This window comes from Sphingobacterium sp. PCS056, assembly GCF_023273895.1.
Lineage (GTDB): Bacteria > Bacteroidota > Bacteroidia > Sphingobacteriales > Sphingobacteriaceae > Sphingobacterium.
This window is the reverse complement of sequence record NZ_CP096883.1, coordinates 2,770,074-2,788,316: the sequence shown is the minus strand read 5'-3', so window position 1 is coordinate 2,788,316 and position 18,243 is coordinate 2,770,074. Positions and strand designations below refer to the sequence as shown.

Genomic DNA, 18,243 nt, shown 5'->3' with positions numbered 1-18,243 from the left:
TTTATTATTCTAGGTACAAAACCATAAAACTTTAATATGAAATCATTTTTATTAACGTTCCTAACAATGACCATTATTAGCTATTCGCTATATGCCCAACCGTCCAGTAAACACAATCTACAGTCAGATCATTTGGCTAGTCGCTGGGATGAAGCGATTCCATTAGGTAATGGAATGCTGGGCGCACTTATATGGCAAAAAGACAATACCCTAAGACTCTCTCTGGATCGTGCCGACTTATGGGACGAACGTCAGGCATTTCAACTTCAACAACATGACTTCAAATGGGTACAGCAAAAGCTAGACGGAGGACAGTATGCAGAAGTGCAAAAATGGGGGGACAATCCTTATGGGGACAACTCTTATCCAACCAAACTTCCTGCTGCAGCCATGTCTTTTGATCTCGCTTCATTAGGTAAAGTTGTCTCCAATATACTGGATATAAAAACTGCGACCAACACGATTCGCTTTGATAATGGCAATATATTTACTTGTTTTATACATGCAAATAAACCAATAGGTTATTTCGAAATCACAGGTCAACATATAGAAGCGGCTCTTCCAAAATTACTTCCACATCAATATGCAATGGTTCCTGATCATGGTGGAGAGGTATCTGTAGTTGATGGCCAAAGTCTATCACATCTTGGGTATATACAAGGAAAGCTAACAAAATCACTACGGCGCCAACTTATTCACCAACCTACCTATGAAAACCGATTTTATGAAGTATTGTTAGAGTGGAAAGAAGTTTCGCCCAATAAGCTTATTGGCATGTGGACCGTATCCAATAATGAAAAAGCAAACTTAACTAAAGAGATTCAATCAAAAATCACCAGCAAATTTACAGAAACTCATCTTTCCTGGTGGCATGCCTACTGGAAGCAATCGGCTGTAAACATACCTGATGCATTATTGCAAAGACAGTATTATTTGGAAATGTACAAGCTCGGAGCTGCAGCTCGAAAAGGAGCACCGGCGATTACACTTCAAGCAGTTTGGACAGCAGATAATGGTGGATTACCTCCCTGGAAAGGAGATTTTCATAATGATCTCAATACACAGCTCAGCTATTGGCCTACCTATACCGGAAATAGACTTGCCGAAGCCGAAACATTTACAGACTGGCTATGGAAAATCAGACCTGCCAATTTAGCTTACACTAAACAGTATTTTGGAGTAGAGGGCCTCAACATTCCTGGCGTTCTGACATTAAGCGGAATCCCCATGGGCGGATGGATTCAATATGCACTTTCCCCTACTGTGAGTGCTTGGACAGCTCAGCACTTTTATTGGCAGTGGAAGTATAGTATGGACAAAAAATTTCTCAAAGAAAAAGCATTACCTTACATTCTTGAATCAGCTACTTATCTTCTCAACATCACAGAGGTAAGGAATGGTAAACGTTATCTTCCACTGAGTTCAAGTCCTGAATACAACGATAACAGCACAAACGCCTGGTTTAAAGATTGGACTAATTTTGATCTAGCTCTTGCTCATTTCCTGTTTGAAGCTGCAGCGGAAGTCTGTGAAGCAAGCGATCTAAACGATGAGGCCAATGCATGGAAAATCATTCGGGCACAGCTACCAGACTATGCAAAAAATGAAACAGGATTACTGGTAGCAGTTGATGTCCCAATGGAACATTCGCACCGTCATATGTCTCCCTATTTATCGATTTATCCATTAGGTCTGTTGGATATTAATAAAGCAGAAGATCAAGATGTGATTACAAAATCAATACGCCATTTAGAAAAATTAGGAACTCGTGCTTGGGTAGGTTATTCCTTCAGCTGGATGGCTTGTTTACATGCCCGTGCAAAAGAAGCAGATCAAGCAGTTCTTAATCTCCAAAAATTTGCAAATAACTTTTGTTCAACTAATTCCTTTCATGTCAATGGAGACCAGAAGGGCGGACAATATTCAGGTTTTACCTACCGTCCATTTACCTTGGAAGGCAACTTTGCATTTGCGCAAGGTGTACATGAATTGCTGCTTCAGAGTAAACAGGGGTATGTCGAACTTTTCCCAGCGATCCCAACAAATTGGAGGAACATTTCCTTTACTGACCTCAGGGCAGAAGGAGGCTTTATAATCAGTGCTACAATAACAAATGGTCAATTGGATAATCTGACTATCAAAGCTGAACAAACAGGCACCTTAAGACTGAGATATGAACACGCTTTAAAAGTAAAAAGTAAAAAAACGATCCATAAACTAGGTGATATATACACTATAACCTTAAAATCTGGAGAAAAAATAGCATTGGAACAGATATAATCTGTATAAAAATTATATATATCCCTGAATAAAATTAAACATTGTAATCCTTACAGATGGTACCATGCTAATAAAAAAAACCAATAAATAACAGCTCGAGAACTGTTATTTATTGGTTTTTAAAAACATTAGAACCGAACTCTAATCTATTGCTCAATAAAATCCAGTTCAGCAATAGTAAGCAGTTTTCCTCCACCCGTTATTTCAGTGGATTCAACCTGAATGTACCTCGCTTGAATGTTTTTAGAAAATCGATGCGTTCGTTTTGTCGGATCATTAATTAGATTTCCAAATTCAAATCGCTCGACTTCATTCCAATTTTTTCCATCATTACTGATTTTTAAAATACCCTTAGCCATCATACCATTTCCATGCTCTTTTTGTGGCGTATAACTAAATGCTGTTAAATTATACTGCTGTCCAAGATCTATTGAAATATGCTGAGTGGCACCATCGTTATTAGACTGCCAATAAGTTTTTGGATCTGCATCGAAAGCCATCTTTGCACTATGCTTAGAATCTTCGCTAGTAAAATCTAAAATTTGTCCTAGTTTTTTCGCAATACCAATTGTTTCTTCAGCAACTGCACCTATTCGTTTATCTGCACTGATGGCTACAGCTTTTATCTGACCGCCTTTTACATAGATCTCTTGTTTATATACCGGTGACTGTTCAGTAGGCTGACTACCATCTAATGTGTAATGTATTTGATAATTGGTATTTAGATTTTTAAGAATATCCTCTCCATGAGGATTCCATCCAAATTCACTTTTCATAGGATCAATAGCAACCATACCATCTATACTGCGATTAAATACCAGTTGTGGAGGTCTTCCCGGAGCATAATGAGCCGACACCTCACTGATTATTGGAGTTGCCCGACTAGCCAATACTCGAATACGGAATTTATCTGCTGTTATTTCTGGAAAACGAAGAATACGTTTGTATCCTACATTAGTAGCCTGAGCGATCTCTTTCCATTTCCCATCAATCCAAGCGTCTAAAGCATGCTTTTCTATACGCTCTCCATGAGTACTTACTGCTTCTTGCATCACAAAACGATTTATTTTTATAGCTTTTGGAGTTGTATAAATCAATTCTGGACTTTTATCGGATAGTACAATAAAGGACTCCAGATTGTCATCTAATGCTTCTTTGCTTCCTTTTGCTCCTCGTAAAAGATTATGACCATATGTTTCTTTAATACGACTTCCTACTTCATGTAAAACCTTTACATCTTCTGGTGAAAACTTTCCTTCCCTATTGGGAGGGATATTCAACAGAAATATAGAATTACCGCCAACCGATCGTTCATAAATGTCAAAAACATCGTCTGTACTCCTCACTTTCTGATGCGTATCATCTCTATAAAACCATCCTTCTCGAATTGAAGTATTGGTTTCTGCGGGTTGATAATGAAGAAATTTTCCTTTAAAAAGCTTTTCTCTACTTCCCAAATCCTCATCCATAAGATCACTGAAATTTTGAAGTATTGCTGGATCTTCTTGATAAGGAATTACATTCCATTCGGTACTTCTAGTGTTTCCAGATTCATTTCCACACCATCTAATGCCTTCTTTTCCGAATACGACCGCTTCTGGAGCTAATTTTTTAATTAACTCGCGCCAAGCATTATAATTATATGTTTGGCCTCCTTTTCTCTTTGGGTGTGCACCATCAAACCAAACTTCATGCACCGGACCATACTCCGTCAATAATTCAAACAGTTGATTTAAGAAATATTCATTATAATCGTCCACTTTAAAATTAAACTTTGTTTTATTTTTAAATGGTCTTCCAGCTACTTCACGAGGAACGGTACGTTGTGTATATTCGCTTAAATTACCATAAAGTCCGTCGGGACTTTCAATCTGAAAAAGATCTGCAGGGGACAAATAAATTCCCAGTTTTAATCCATATTTCTGACAAGAAGCGGTTAATTCTTTCAATACATCTCCTTGACCACCTTTAAATCCTGAAGACATAATTCCATGTTTTGTATATCTACTCTGCCAAAGCACAAAACCATCGTGATGCTTCACCGTAATGATCACTTTTTTCATTCCTGCAGCCTTCATAGCCTCACACCATTGATCGGTATCCAAAGTTTTAAGATCAAAAACTTGAGGATCCTCCATACCATTTCCCCATTCCATTTCCGTAAATGTATTAGGGCCAAAATGGATAAAAGCTATAAATTCATTTTTTAGAGCCTGATATTGATTTGCTGTAGGCACAACATGTACGGCTTTCCATATGATATCTTCTGGACTATCTGTACTCTCAATTTCATAGGTGCTTTTAACAGGTATTTTCTTATTATTCACTTGCGCATGACTATATATAGAGGCAAGCCCTAACATAGCTGTACATAGGATGGATTTATTCATGGTTCCAATAATTTGATTAACATAGTTTTTTAGATTTTGAATAATGACATTTCAAATTATTCAACATGCAATTTACTTGCTATAAATTGAAAAGATAAATACTAAATTGACTTATACTAAGTCTATATTACCAATTTAAAATCAAATAAAAGTTAAAGAGCATAACCCATTTAAACAAGTTACATGTTAACAACTAGCAGTGTATTCTAATGCACTTTATAGGCTATTTTTATTACATGTTTTTGCTCGATTTATACATTTTTTACCCCCAACACTGTAGATACATTTGTTACATAACTAATTATATCACCAACTTATGTATTATTCACAATTCAGCATTTCGAATGGAACCGTTAAGCCATTTCGAATACTCTTAAGGAGAACTAACCTCCTGCTAACTTTAATCTATTTTTTTTTATCTTTTCATGTTGTTCATGGACAGACTGCGATCAAAATCACAGGTACCGTTTTCAATGAAAAAGGTATTTCCTTAGAAGGAGTAACAGTAGCGATTAAAACAACACCTATTGGCATACAAACAGATGCGCAAGGAAAGTTCTCCCTTAACGCCCCAAATGAGCAGTCTATCTTATCCATTTCTTATTTAAACTATGTCAAGCAAGAAGTAAAGATTGGCAGTACCCGAAACTTCAATATCACCTTGCAATCAACGGAGCAAGCAATTGATGAAGTTGTTGTTGTTGGATATGGTACACAAAAGAAAACATCTTTGACCGCAGCTGTTTCTACCTTAAGTGGTGCGGAGATTACACGTGTACCTGTCGCCAACTTAAGCAATGCTATTGGAGGTCGTGTACCTGGAGTAATTTTTAAACAGAATAGTGGTGAACCTGGCCAAGATGGTTCTAGTCTTCTCATACGAGGCACTGGTACTACTGGTAATGCATCGCCATTGGTCATCGTAGATGGAGTACCAAGAAGCTTCAATCAACTTGATCCTAATAGTGTGGAAAGCTTTACATTTTTAAAAGATGCTGCCGCAGTCGCACCTTACGGTGTTGCTGGAGCAAATGGCGTTATACTCGTAACTACAAAAAAAGGAAAAGCTGGACGTGTAAGTCTATCTTATAATGGCTATTATGGATTACAAAATCCTACTATGCTTCCGAAAATGGTCAATTCTTATGAATATGGAACCATGCGCAACGCAGCAAATGCCAACGTAGGTGCTGCTCCAGTATATACCGAAGAACAACTGAATAAATATAGAGATGGTTCAGATCCTGACGTATATCCAAATCACGATGTATTGAATGAACTCATCAATAAAAATTCTCCGATCATGGGTCATAATCTGTCCATTTCTGGAGGTAGTGAAAAGATTCGCTATTTTGGAGCTTTAGGATACATTAGCCAAGATGGTATGTGGGGACCAACGGGTTTCAAAAGGTACAATATGACTTCAAACATTGAACTACAAGCGACTAGTACAACCAAATTTGCTCTTAATCTAAGCGGTCGTATAGAAGAAAAAAAATACCCTGGAAAAAGTGCTTCATCTATTTTTGATCAATTATATAGAACACCACCGACTGCACCACTTTTGTTTAGCAACGGATTACCAGGCTCTTACATTGGTCGATCTGCCTATGGAAACATATTCCAGAGTGGTTCTTCAGAGAGTCAAAAGCAGGTGCTTTTATCACAGATTAGTATCGACCAAGAATTGCCATTTTTGAAAGGTCTAAGCGCAAAAGCTGTTTTCAGTTATGATCTAAACGATGTAAATGGAGCCGGACTATCAAAAACATGGCTTACTCCTATTCCCTATTATACAGTAGTTACCAAGACGAATCCTTACACTTACCCACAAGCCGGTACAGATGGTCCTGCAAAACCTTCTTATGACATGAGCTATGCACAAAATCAAGCGCTTACTTATCAGGCTTTTTTAAATTATTTACAGACATTTGGTAAGCATGATGTGAGTGCTACAGCTGTTTACGAATACAGAAATGGAAAATTTTTAAATCTAGCTGCTGGCCGTCGCAATTATAACGTTAACATTCCTGAAATTAATAATGGTAGCCCAGTGGCTACAGATTTAAGTAATAGCGGATCATCAAGTGAATCAAAGCAAAATGGTTTTATATTCCGAGGAAATTATGCTTATGATAGCCGCTATCTTTTCGAAGTATCCGGAAGAATGGACGGTCATTATGCCTTTGCTCCAGATAAAAGATATCACTTCTTTCCTGCTGCATCATTGGGCTGGCGTATATCAAATGAGAAGTTTATGCAAGGTCAAACAGCTTGGTTAGACAATCTTAAATTACGTGCTTCGTATGGTATAAGCGGTGCTTTACCGTATATTGATGGCAACCTCGCTCTTTTTCAATACTTATCGTCATATGCTGCTTATACTCCTAGTGCTGTCTTGGAAGGTGTAACCACACAAGGTCTTTATGAAACAGTAGAAGCAAACCCTGATATCACTTGGGAGACTGCTAAAAAAACTAATATTGGTTTTGAGTTATCGATCTATAAAGGTTTATTCAGTATAGAAGCCGATTATTTCACTGAAGACCGAAACGACATGCTTACTGCGCCACAAGTACTTCTTCCATCCGAATACGGTATTGGAGTTGCGCAACGCAATGCCGGTCGTATGAAAAACCGTGGTTTTGATTTCAGCGCAATCAGCAGATTCACGATTGCTGATGATATCAAAGTACAATTGGCAGGAAATTTCACTTTTGCAAAGAACAAGCTTGTTGAAGTTTTCGAAAATGAAGTGACTAAAAACAATCCAAATAGAAGCCGTACAGGGAGACCTCTAAGCACTCAGTTTGGTTACCGCTCATTAGGATTATTTCAGGCAAGTGATGATTTAAATGGTGATGGTATCATTCAATCTTCTGAATACGGTGTTGCGCAATTTGGGACATTGAGACCCGGTGATATAAAGTATGAAGATATCAATGGCGATAATAAAATTACCCCTGATGATGAGGTTGAAATCGGTAAACCAACAACCCCAATTGTTATTTATGGATTCTCCCCTTCCATTTCATACAAAAATATAGATCTCAACATATTGTTTCAAGGAGCAATAGGAAGAAACTTCTACATCAATGGACAGGCGGCATATCCGTTTTTCAACTCTGGTTCGGCATTGAAATCTACAATGGATTATTGGACGCCTGAAAACACAGAAGCTCAATACCCACGACTTACCCCCACACCAACTGATAATAACAGTCGCACATCAAGTTTTTGGATGAGAAGCGGAAGCTATCTGCGTCTAAAATCTATCGAACTTGGTTATACACTACCATCAACTTGGATCAAAAACATTCAATCTGTACGTGTATATGCTTCTGGCCAAAACTTACTGACGTGGAGCAAAGAAATTAAAGATTTTGATCCCGAAATCAGTGCTTCCAATGGTAACTATTATCCACAACAGTCTGTTGTATCATTTGGTCTAAATGTCAACTTTTAAATCTCCATCAACATGAATAAATTAAAGACACTAAAATATGCGTTGGCTTTTAGCCTTCTTTCTACATACAGCTTTCAATCTTGTCAAAAACCAGACACACTGCTTGAAGTTGAACCCCGTGATCGATTCTCTGATGGCAACGTCTGGACAGATAAGGGTGCTGCCGACTTATTCTTAAATGATATTTACAAAAACTTACCTTCTGGAAATACATGGACAGAGACTTTTGACAACTGGTCCGACAATTCCGTATGTGGGTTTGGCTGGGTGAGTTCCCGTAAGCAGGAAGTTTTACAAGGAATGTACACCCCAAATAATTTATCTTTCGGCGAAATAGGCGGTATGTACAATTGGGGCAATTACAACATCATCCGAAAATGTAATATATTCATTAAAAATATCGAAACCTCCCCACTCCCAGAAGAGTACAAGAAACTACGTGTCGCTGAAGTAAGGGTATTACGTGCTTATTTTTATCATTTGCTATGGATGGCTTATGGTGGTGTACCAATCATAACAGATGTATTGAATAGTGCACAACAGGGCGACGATATATTTAGACCAAGAAATACTTTTGATGAAACGTTAGCTTTCATCACCAAAGAATGTGCAGAAGCCTATGCCGATCTTCCAGCAACACCAGCCTCTGGACGCATGTCCAAAGGTAGTGCTATGGTCATTAAAGGATGGTGTGAATTGTTTGCTAATAAATGGGCTGATGCCGCCGCAAGCAATAAAAAAATTATGGATGAACTTCCTTATGATCTACATCCTCAATATGGCGCATTCTTCCTGACAAAAGGTAATGAGAGTAAAGAATCCATTATGTATAAGGAATATATCCCTGGATCAAGTGCTACCGGAGGTAATATAGAAGGTATATTTGGCCCTACTTTTACTGCTTCTGGAGCAGAAACCAGTTGGGGAGCAGTCAATCCAACTCAAGAATTAGTTGATGATTATGCTATGGACAATGGTAAACCGATCACGGATCCAACCTCTGGATATAATCCACAAGATCCTTACAAAAACAGAGAAAAACGTTTTTACGAATCCATTGTTTATGATGGTTCATTCTGGTATAATGATAACATCTTTACGCGTCAAGGTATTGGCAGTAAAAATGAGATCGATCTAGCGGATAAAGATGATGCGACACAGACAGGTTATTATTTAAGAAAACGCTTGAGTGACAAAATTACATTAGGAGCTCCAAGCTGGGATGGGTATACCAGTCCGCAAAATTATAGTTTTTTCCGATTTGGAGAGGTATTATTAAATTATGCAGAAGCTCAAAATGAAGCCGTTGGTCCAGACGGATCTGTCTATGCTGCGATCAATAGAATCAGAAAGCGCGCAGACATACCAGATCTTCAAGCGGGACTATCAAAAGATGCCATGCGCGAGATCATTCGCCGTGAACGCAGGGTAGAATTAGCATTCGAAGACAAACGTTGGTGGGATCTCCTCAGATGGCGCATTGCGGAAGTCAATCTGAATAAACCGATGCATGGTATTGCGATCAAAGAAGAAAATGGTGTACTGAAATATAACAAAATCCAAGTATTTGGACTTCCAAGAAAATTTGACGCAAGCAAAAATTACCTATTCCCGATACCTCAATCGGTTATCGATCAAAATAAAAATCTAAAGGGCCATCAAAACCCCAATTATTAGATCTAACAAAAAAAGAGGTGCTATTCTTAATAGAATAGCACCTCTTTTCTCACCATGAAGTATACCTCTGTTTATATTTTCTATATTTTAAAAATCGATGACAGCTTTAAAAAGATTTTCTTCAGGATCGTATAGATGATCAAATTTATCAATAAGATGATCAAATGGGATACGATGGGTAATAAATCCGTCCGTGTTGATAAGTCCTGCTTTCATCAGTTGAATAACTTTTTTAAAATCAACTGCACGAGCAGAACGGCTGGCTTTTAATGTAATTTCTTTTCTGTGGAAATTAGGATCATCAAAGGTAACATGTCCAACAAAAAGTCCGACAAAAATGATCGTACCACCATGGGCAATGAGGTTAAATGAATTTTCCATTGAATTTTTATTTCCCGTAGCATCGAATATTACAGTGGGAAGTTCGCCATTGAAATATGTTTTGATATCTTTTTCCAAATCATCAGACAAGACGATGGTTGCCACATCAGGGAATTTATTTTTCACAAAATCTAGTCTAAATTTTGACAGATCTAAAACAGCGACTTTGACCCCAAATAAGCGTGCAATAGCAATAATACCTAAGCCAATGGGTCCTGCACCAATTACTAAAATAGTATCACTGTCTATGATATTAGCTCGATCGACTGCATGTGCTGCAACAGCAAAGGGTTCAATTAGAGAAATTTGATCATCTTCAAGTCCATTCGCAAGGTGTACATTACTCGCTTTATACGTGATATATTCTTGCATAGCTCCATCCTCATGCACTCCCAAGACCGTTAGCGTAATGCCACAATTAGTTTTACCTCTATGGACCGCCTGATCATTCACAAGATTACGGTAGGGTTCCACAGTACACTTATCTCCTACATTAAATTGGTTAACTTCATCTCCAGTAGCTACGATTTCAGCAGACACTTCGTGTCCCAAAATTCGGGGATACGTAAAAAACGGTTGTTTACCATTAAAAGCATGCAAATCTGTACCGCAAATGGATACTTTATTAATTTTCAATAGGACTTCATCGGGTTTCAATTCTGTCGGATATTCCTTTTCCATATATTGAAACTTGCCAGGCTCTTGTAATATAATTGCTTTCATTTTTTCTTTTATAAAAATCATACATTAAACTAAAAATTGATTATCAATCATTGATCTTAAGATCAATTTCCGACTCCTATTTCGCTTATAATAGCTTCATCAATAGATTCCAAAATTTCAAATTTCACATAACGTGCTTTCACTGAAAGAAAATCTGAAATCTTTAGATTGGTATTTTTCCCCCACTTTCCTTCATTGATCTTTTTATAATTTTTACCATCTATGCTTGTTAGAATACGATATTTAGTCACCACTCCATTATACCCTAACCATCGTGCAGGTAGATAATAAAGCTTACTGATATCTTTGGAGATTCCAAGATCAAGAATAAGATAACGAGATGGATTTGGCTCAAATTTCCAATAGGTCTGGAATGCAGAAAACCCACCATTGTCTGGTATTTCATCGCTGCATCCATCAATCATAACCTCAGCATTAGTCTGTGTCAGTAATGCGGCAATAGGAGATCCTTCATTGGCTGGTGGTGCTGGTTGAGTCACTGCTTTACCTGCAGAAGCTATGATACCTGCTGGCAAGATATAGTTATTGATAGTCTTAGGCTGAGTTGGTAGTGGTAATCGACTCATATTGGGATTCCATCTTTTTCCTATTTCAGCCAAGCGATCAACCACCTCTTTATCAAAAAGACCGTTGCGATTAGGTGCTACATTGAGCATAAAATTGCAATACAATGGCTCTAGACGCTGTAACTTGTCAAGGGTATAGTCGAGACTTTTCACATTCTTAGGTGAGTCTGTATGCCAAAACCAACCATTTGTCATCGTTAGAGCCATCTGTGATGCAAAGATATTATTTCCTGGAGGGAAGACTCCTTTGGGGCCTTCATAATAGATAAGATCCGTCTGAAAATTGCTATTTCCATTGTGTTCTGATACTAGGCAGTTGGGTTGCAATTTTTTTATATGGTCATAAATACGCTGATAAGAGATTCTACTGTGACCCATTTTCCAATTCCAACCATCAAAGATAATTTGTGGAATCTCTCCATAGTTTGTTAATAATTCCGTAAGTTGGTTCATGACAAATTTTTCTTCTTCCTGTCCTCCATTTTCTACACCATTATGCCGATCCCAAATGGAAAAATACAAACAAGGCTTTATACCACGACTACGAAATGCATCTACATATTCTCTAACAATATCTTTTTTATAGGGACTACTGGCTACATCGTAATCCGTATATTTCGAATCCCATAAACAAAAGCCATCGTGATGTTTTGTTGTCAGAATCGCATATTTCATTCCTGCTGCAAGACATGCATCAGCCCATTGATTACAGTCAAGTTGGGTAGGATTAAATTTTTGCGGATCATGATCTGGAGATGCCCATTCTTCGTCGGTAAATGTCCCCATATTAAAATGCATCATAACACCAAATCGTAGATCAACAAAATCAGACTGTAAGGGATACAGATCACGCTTATCTTGTCCGTAAACGGCAGTCGAAAGTATAGGGATCATATATAACAAAAGACTAATTTTTCCAATTGCCCATGTTGAGTAACGCTTACTTTTTATAATTGATTTCATCATTTGATATCTTTATCATTAAGGATTTATAGCTAGTATATATAAATACTAAGGTAGCTGCTAAAAAAATTAAAAACCAATTGGCAATTCACCATTATATGCGCTATATTAGCATAATGAAAAATCTCACGTTAATATTCAGGCAATAGAACATTGCTTTTAAATATTTTAAGTGATATAAAATTATGAAACCGATTCCTGCTAAAATATTAGAGGGTAAAGAAAATGGTGTATTTGATACAAAAATTGTCACCTCACCTTATTTTTCGACCTTATTTCATTTTCATGAAGAATGTCAGATAAACTATGTTGTCGAGAGTGTGGGCACTAGAATGATCGGAGACAGTGTCGAGAGTTTTGGTCATGATGACCTTATTTTAGTGGGTTCGAATATTCCACATGTCTGGCACAACAGTAAGGAATATTTCATCTCATCTAATCATGAAAATAAGGCCAAATCGATCACACTTTTTTTTCATCCCGATAAAATACTCGATATCTTTTCACAGTTTGGAAATGTCAAGACACTTGCTGATTTTTTTCAACTCAGTAAACGCTGTATGCGATTTAAGGGAGAAACAAAATTACAAATCAGGAATCTTTTAATGGAATTAGCGGAGGAAACAAACGTGTTGCAGAGATTGACATTGCTCACAAAAATACTTCACGTATTGAGTCAAACTAAAGATTATGATTTACTTACTGGTGCGGGTTACACCAATACCTATCACTTAAAAGATAACGATCGGATGGATATCATTTTAAAGTATATTTTCAATAATTTTTCTAAAGAAATCCTATTAGAAGATGTAGCAGATATGATCCATATGAATAAACAATCTTTTTGCCGATATTTCAAAAGCAGAACACAAAAAACATTTGTTGAATTTGTTAATGAAGTTCGCATCGGTCATGCTTGTAAATTACTTACTCAGGAAGAATATAGGGTTAGCAATTTAGCTTATGACTGCGGATTTAATAGTCTATCAAATTTTAACAAATTTTTTAAAAAAATTAAAGGCTCAACACCTCGTGAATATCGTAATAAATTAATATTATCTTAGATAAAAGACTATAATCTGCAAAAATTAAAAACCATCTCGATCCAAATCCCACATCTCGATGTCTAAATTTTGATTACTGCATGAAAAAAAATATGATGTTAAAATTTCATGAGCCCCCATTTCTTATTTGGCTGCGGTCCCATTTCTAAAATTAACTCCCCTCCTTTTAATAATTCTGAAGCATCAAAATAAAAGGTATTTAGTTTTTTCCCATTCAATATAGCTCCTTGTACATAGATATTTTTCTTGCTAGCATGATTGGCCTTAATCAAAAATTGACTTCCTCTACCATATTGATTATCCAACTTAATTTTCACTTCTTTAAACATCGGGCTTCCAATTTCGTAAATGGGATTACTACGGGTGCCCCCGTCCATTTGGAATAGACCAATCGCTGTCATGATATACCACGCACTCATTTGTCCTTGGTCCTCATCTCCTAGATATGCATTAGACACTCCTTGTCCGTAATAACGTTCGGCGATGGAACGACTATATTTCTGAGTTAACCAAGGCTTGTTCATATAATTAAAAATATAAGCAAAATGCATCGATTGCTGATTACCTTGGACAACAGGATAATCCCAATATTGATCATTTGGACCATTGTATCGCCATTTTCCACTTTCACTGAAGCCCCATTCCAAACGCTTTAATAAGACATCTTCTCCAATCCATTTTGAAAGTGCGGGTAGATCCTGTGGTACAAAAAAAGTCAATTGCCAAGCATTTCCCTCCACATAGTGATGATTTGCTCCCGATTTGAACGGATCAAAATCTTTTAACCAATCGCCATTTGAATCTTTCATACGCGCATAACCCGTTACCGTATCAATGGCATTTTTCCACCATGTGCCCCGATCATTGAAATATTCGTAATCAGATTTTCTATGGAGTGATTTAGCAAATTGACCAACTGTCCAATCGTCATAACTATATTCCATTGAATTAGAAAATCTTCCCAAATCTGAGGGAACATACCGATATTTCAAATAGACGTCTAAATCGCGGTTTCCAGCGAAACCTCCTTCAAACTTAGATGGACTGGTAACTTGCATTTTTTTTACCGCTTCGTAGGCTTTTTCAACATCATAATCGCGGATGCCCATTTGATAGGCTCCTACTATTAATGGAATTTCATGTTCAGCGACCATCACTGGGATGTATTCCATACCAGCGGGTCCTTTGGCGAGCCAACCATCAGCATCATACATGGCTAGCTGTGACTTAACCCATTTACTTGACCACTCAGGGGTGACAAGATTCCAAAATTGATTCAGATTCCAAAAGGTATTCCAGAAGGCATCACAACCTAAAGCTAAATCATGCTTATTGCTCAGCGTGCGAACGACTTCACGTGAATCGCGCCATTGTCCGTTGATGTCACTAAAGGTATTACGACTTGCTAATGCCCGATACATATTTGTATAGAATTTTTCTTTCTCCAGATAGTCAGTTGAAGATATCTGTAATCGACCGAGTAATTCGTTCCAGACTTCATGCTGATGAGCAACAATCTTATCAAAAGACCAATTAAATGGTTTACTGATTTCTTCACGTAAGTTTTCTTCAGCATTTTCGATGCTTATATAAGAAATACCGGTACGCAACTGTACTGATTTTTCCTTATGAACATCGAATTCGACAAACATACCGGCTTCATTGACATGATAACCCTCACCATCCTGTCCAAGCTTATTCTTGTCTCCTTGCCAGGTCCCAAAATTGAGGATAGGACGATCAAATTCAATTGCAAAATGAACGATATAATCCTGCTTGGCATCTGAAGACCACACATTCTCTGAAAGCTGACTGCTGTATCCTATAATTTTAGTATCTGAGATTTTTTTTATCTTGTAATCTAAAATTTGATATTGATACTCTCCATTGACTTTCAGGTCGATCATGACTCGTCCGGTATCTGATTGATTGAAAGTATAGCGCTGAAAACTTGCACGGGTAGTTTGTGTTATATCAACATCTATATCATGGTCAGTCAACTTCACATGATAAGATCCTAGTGGCGCACGTTCAGTCATTTTATCAATTCGAGATCGATATCCAGAATCTGGATTATACTGATCGCCCACTTTCGTTTCTAATATTCCCGAAGTTGGAAATATTCCCAACCCTGCCATCGTCCACTCGTGAATGTGACTAAATGTACCGATCGATTCCATCGATGGTTCATATCCGGCCTGCCAGCCTATATTTTGATTATCGGGGCTAATCTTGACCATACTAAATGGCATCCATGGACCAGGGGCAATCATCCAACGTGAATGCGCAGTCCCAATCATCGTATTCACATAATCTGATACTCCACCTAAACGCTTTGGTTCCCTAATCAGTTGCAAACGATCAGTCAATTTTCCATTTATGTAAATTTCACAAATACTTTTCTTGCGCTTACTTACTGCTGAAATGGGCACCTCTAATGTTGATAATCCCTGATCTAGTTTTTCTTGAAATATAACCTTCCCATCAATATATATTTTTACATTTTGAGCATCATAAAAACGTAATACTTCAATTAGAACCTGTTGAGTCCGACCCATCTGACTGTTTGATTCAAAATCTGCTAATTTTACCTGTTTTACCAATGCTCCAAAATCACTAAGAAGTTTCGTGGTCAAAGGTCCCAATAAGCGAAAAGAATCAAATTCAACCCAACCTCCTTTCAGGACTGTTAAGGTTACACCATTAAATCCTTGTCTTAATAGAGTTGGATCGAGATCGATGATAATTTTCTTCTTACCCAGAGCGCCTACTCCAGGGTCGCCAGATCCTGCGCCACCGTTAATATCATAATTATAGTTTTTCCCATTAATCGAGAGTTGAATGGTTGGATGATTTTTTGGATCAGAATTGACAAGATCAACTTCTAGTGTATAGGGGGTTTGACCAGTTGATTTATCCAAACAATAATATAAATTTAAGAAATGAGTTCGCAAACCAGAGGTTGGCCCAGTGCCTCCCCATTCGCTTGCAGGTCCAGGTAAAACATAGGGTATAGCATCAGTCTGATCTTTACTGATAATGAATTGTTTATCTTCATAACCCATATCATAGGCTAAAAACTTTTTAAAATCATTTGGTGATAGGGCAAACTCATCACTCGATCCATCAGTAACACCCAATTGCCAAATAACGTTTTCCTGTGCGACGGCAGATCGTCCTAGTAAAAGGATAAGTATGCACACCGTCACGAAGAATTTATTTAGTTTGGTCATATAGCTTTATTTATTGGCTTCTTTCTATAACAGTACGATTACATAATTTGCTCTTATTCAATTTTAATATTGAAATACCCAACAATCAATCTATTTTCAGCAATTGCATCCACCTACAGACTTTAACTCTGATAATAAAAATAGATACACTTACATCCTATTATTACAAGAATTTAGTCATGAATTTAAAAATAGAATCTGATCTCCAGATTTAATTTGACGTTAAGTTATTCTAAAATAATATGATTCAGTATTTATAATGTTAGCATTTAATAAAAATACACATTTCATTATTAAGATTGATTTTTGTACTGGAAATATTGAATGTATAGTGAAAAGTAATAGATTGGTTATATACCCAAATTTACTTTTAATTGCTGTAGTACTGCTACATCCGAATCTTTAATCTGACCTGCACGATTAGGTCCTACGTTTAATATCAAAATATTATGCTGAGCCGTTGCTTTATGATAAAGATCAGCGAGCTCAGTAACAGGGCGTGGCGTATTATCATCAGTATGATAAAACCATCTCTTCCCTAAAACTACAGTTGTCTCGAATGGCATATAATATACCTGACACTGATTAACAAACAATTTTGGATCTGGATTTTTTGGGAGATACGGATCACCTAAGCGGAAGTCACTTGGAAAATAACGGATAGGGAAATATTCCTGCTGATCATCTGGAAGTATAGGATGTTGGTCAACATTTTGTGGAGAACCGACAGTCCAGTTCACCCCTACCTGGCATTGAGGTGCCCGCTCTTTTACATTAGAATAGATCTGTTGTACTGGCCAGCGGTAGTTCTCCTTTTCCCAGCCCCCATCTAACCATAATTCGACCACCTTGGTATGCTTTTGTGCCAAATTCAATAGTTCATTGATTTGGTTCAGCATATATTTATTGTAAGCAAAATCTGCTTTTACATCTTTAACATCTCCATTTTCTTTGCGATCCCATAAAGAATAATAAAGTCCCAATCGTATTCCTTGTTTTTCACATTCTTTGGCTACTTCTTCTACTACGTTTGTCTTATTTCCTGAATTAGCAACATCGTACTCGGTATATTTACTATCCCATAAACAGAAACCATCGTGATGTTTCGCTACCAGGATTATATATTTCATTCCTGAATTTTTAGCGGTAGCTACCCACTGCTTAGCATCAATAGCAGTCGGATTATAGGAGGAAGCGGGTTTAGATCCGTCTGTCCACTCTTCATTATGAAAGGTATTGATTCCAAAATGGACGAACATACCATATTGACGTTTGATTTGTTCCAGCTGATATTTACTAGGTTGTGTAGATGATGCCGGTAAATATACCTTCGTTTGTGCAAAAACCGAAAAACCCATGATCCATAGCATCGTGACCAGTACTTTACTTTTATTAATCATAGCTTATTTTAATATTTAATCAATACAATCTGCAATTAGACCTTTAAAAAACAATACACAACAATACGAATACGATCTG

The 18,243-nt window shown here is 37.2% G+C and carries 9 protein-coding genes; 4 read left to right on the top strand and 5 right to left on the bottom strand.

What is annotated here, in order from left to right:
• The first annotated feature begins 36 nt into the window (after nt 1-36).
• Nucleotides 37-2,280 (top strand): glycosyl hydrolase family 95 catalytic domain-containing protein, encoded by a 2,244-nt coding sequence (locus MUB18_RS11530; RefSeq protein ID WP_248753175.1) that lies wholly within the window; start codon nt 37-39, stop codon nt 2,278-2,280.
• Between the two features lie 146 nt (nt 2,281-2,426).
• Here MUB18_RS11530 and MUB18_RS11525 read toward each other — a convergent pair whose 3' ends face one another.
• A complete protein-coding gene (locus MUB18_RS11525) occupies nt 2,427-4,670 on the bottom strand; it encodes an alpha-L-fucosidase (protein ID WP_248753174.1) in 2,244 nt (747 codons plus the stop codon).
• A 316-nt stretch (nt 4,671-4,986) separates the two neighbouring features.
• Between MUB18_RS11525 and MUB18_RS11520 the strand changes: the two genes are divergently transcribed.
• Nucleotides 4,987-8,136 carry a SusC/RagA family TonB-linked outer membrane protein gene (locus tag MUB18_RS11520; protein ID WP_248753173.1) on the top strand — a complete coding sequence of 1,050 codons (3,150 nt, stop codon included), beginning with the start codon at nt 4,987-4,989 and terminating at the stop codon, nt 8,134-8,136.
• Nucleotides 8,137-8,148: 12 nt separating this feature from the next.
• Nucleotides 8,149-9,813, top strand: a complete 1,665-nt coding sequence (locus MUB18_RS11515) for a RagB/SusD family nutrient uptake outer membrane protein (RefSeq protein WP_248753172.1) — start codon at nt 8,149-8,151, stop codon at nt 9,811-9,813.
• Between the two features lie 87 nt (nt 9,814-9,900).
• On the opposite strand, the gene MUB18_RS11510 is transcribed toward MUB18_RS11515, so the two are convergent.
• Both MUB18_RS11510 and MUB18_RS11505 read right to left on the bottom strand, forming a co-directional pair.
• Nucleotides 9,901-10,917 (bottom strand): zinc-binding alcohol dehydrogenase family protein, encoded by a 1,017-nt coding sequence (locus tag MUB18_RS11510; RefSeq protein WP_248753171.1) that lies wholly within the window; start codon nt 10,915-10,917, stop codon nt 9,901-9,903.
• A gap of 62 nt (nt 10,918-10,979) precedes the next feature.
• The gene (locus MUB18_RS11505; RefSeq protein WP_248753170.1) at nt 10,980-12,470 is read right to left on the bottom strand and encodes an alpha-L-fucosidase; all 1,491 of its coding nucleotides are present in this window, start codon (nt 12,468-12,470) and stop codon (nt 10,980-10,982) included.
• 182 nt (nt 12,471-12,652) lie between these two features.
• Here MUB18_RS11505 and MUB18_RS11500 point away from each other — a divergent pair, with 182 nt between their 5' ends.
• Nucleotides 12,653-13,531: an AraC family transcriptional regulator gene (locus MUB18_RS11500; RefSeq protein ID WP_248753169.1), complete on the top strand. Its 879-nt coding sequence runs from the start codon at nt 12,653-12,655 to the stop codon at nt 13,529-13,531.
• Between the two features lie 98 nt (nt 13,532-13,629).
• Here the strand turns inward: MUB18_RS11500 and MUB18_RS11495 are convergent, their stop codons facing one another.
• A complete protein-coding gene (locus tag MUB18_RS11495; RefSeq protein ID WP_248753168.1) occupies nt 13,630-16,764 on the bottom strand; it encodes a GH92 family glycosyl hydrolase in 3,135 nt (1,044 codons plus the stop codon).
• Between the two features lie 350 nt (nt 16,765-17,114).
• Nucleotides 17,115-18,164, bottom strand: coding sequence for an alpha-L-fucosidase (locus MUB18_RS11490; protein WP_248753167.1), 1,050 nt, complete (start codon nt 18,162-18,164; stop codon nt 17,115-17,117).
• Nucleotides 18,165-18,243: the final 79 nt, after the last annotated feature.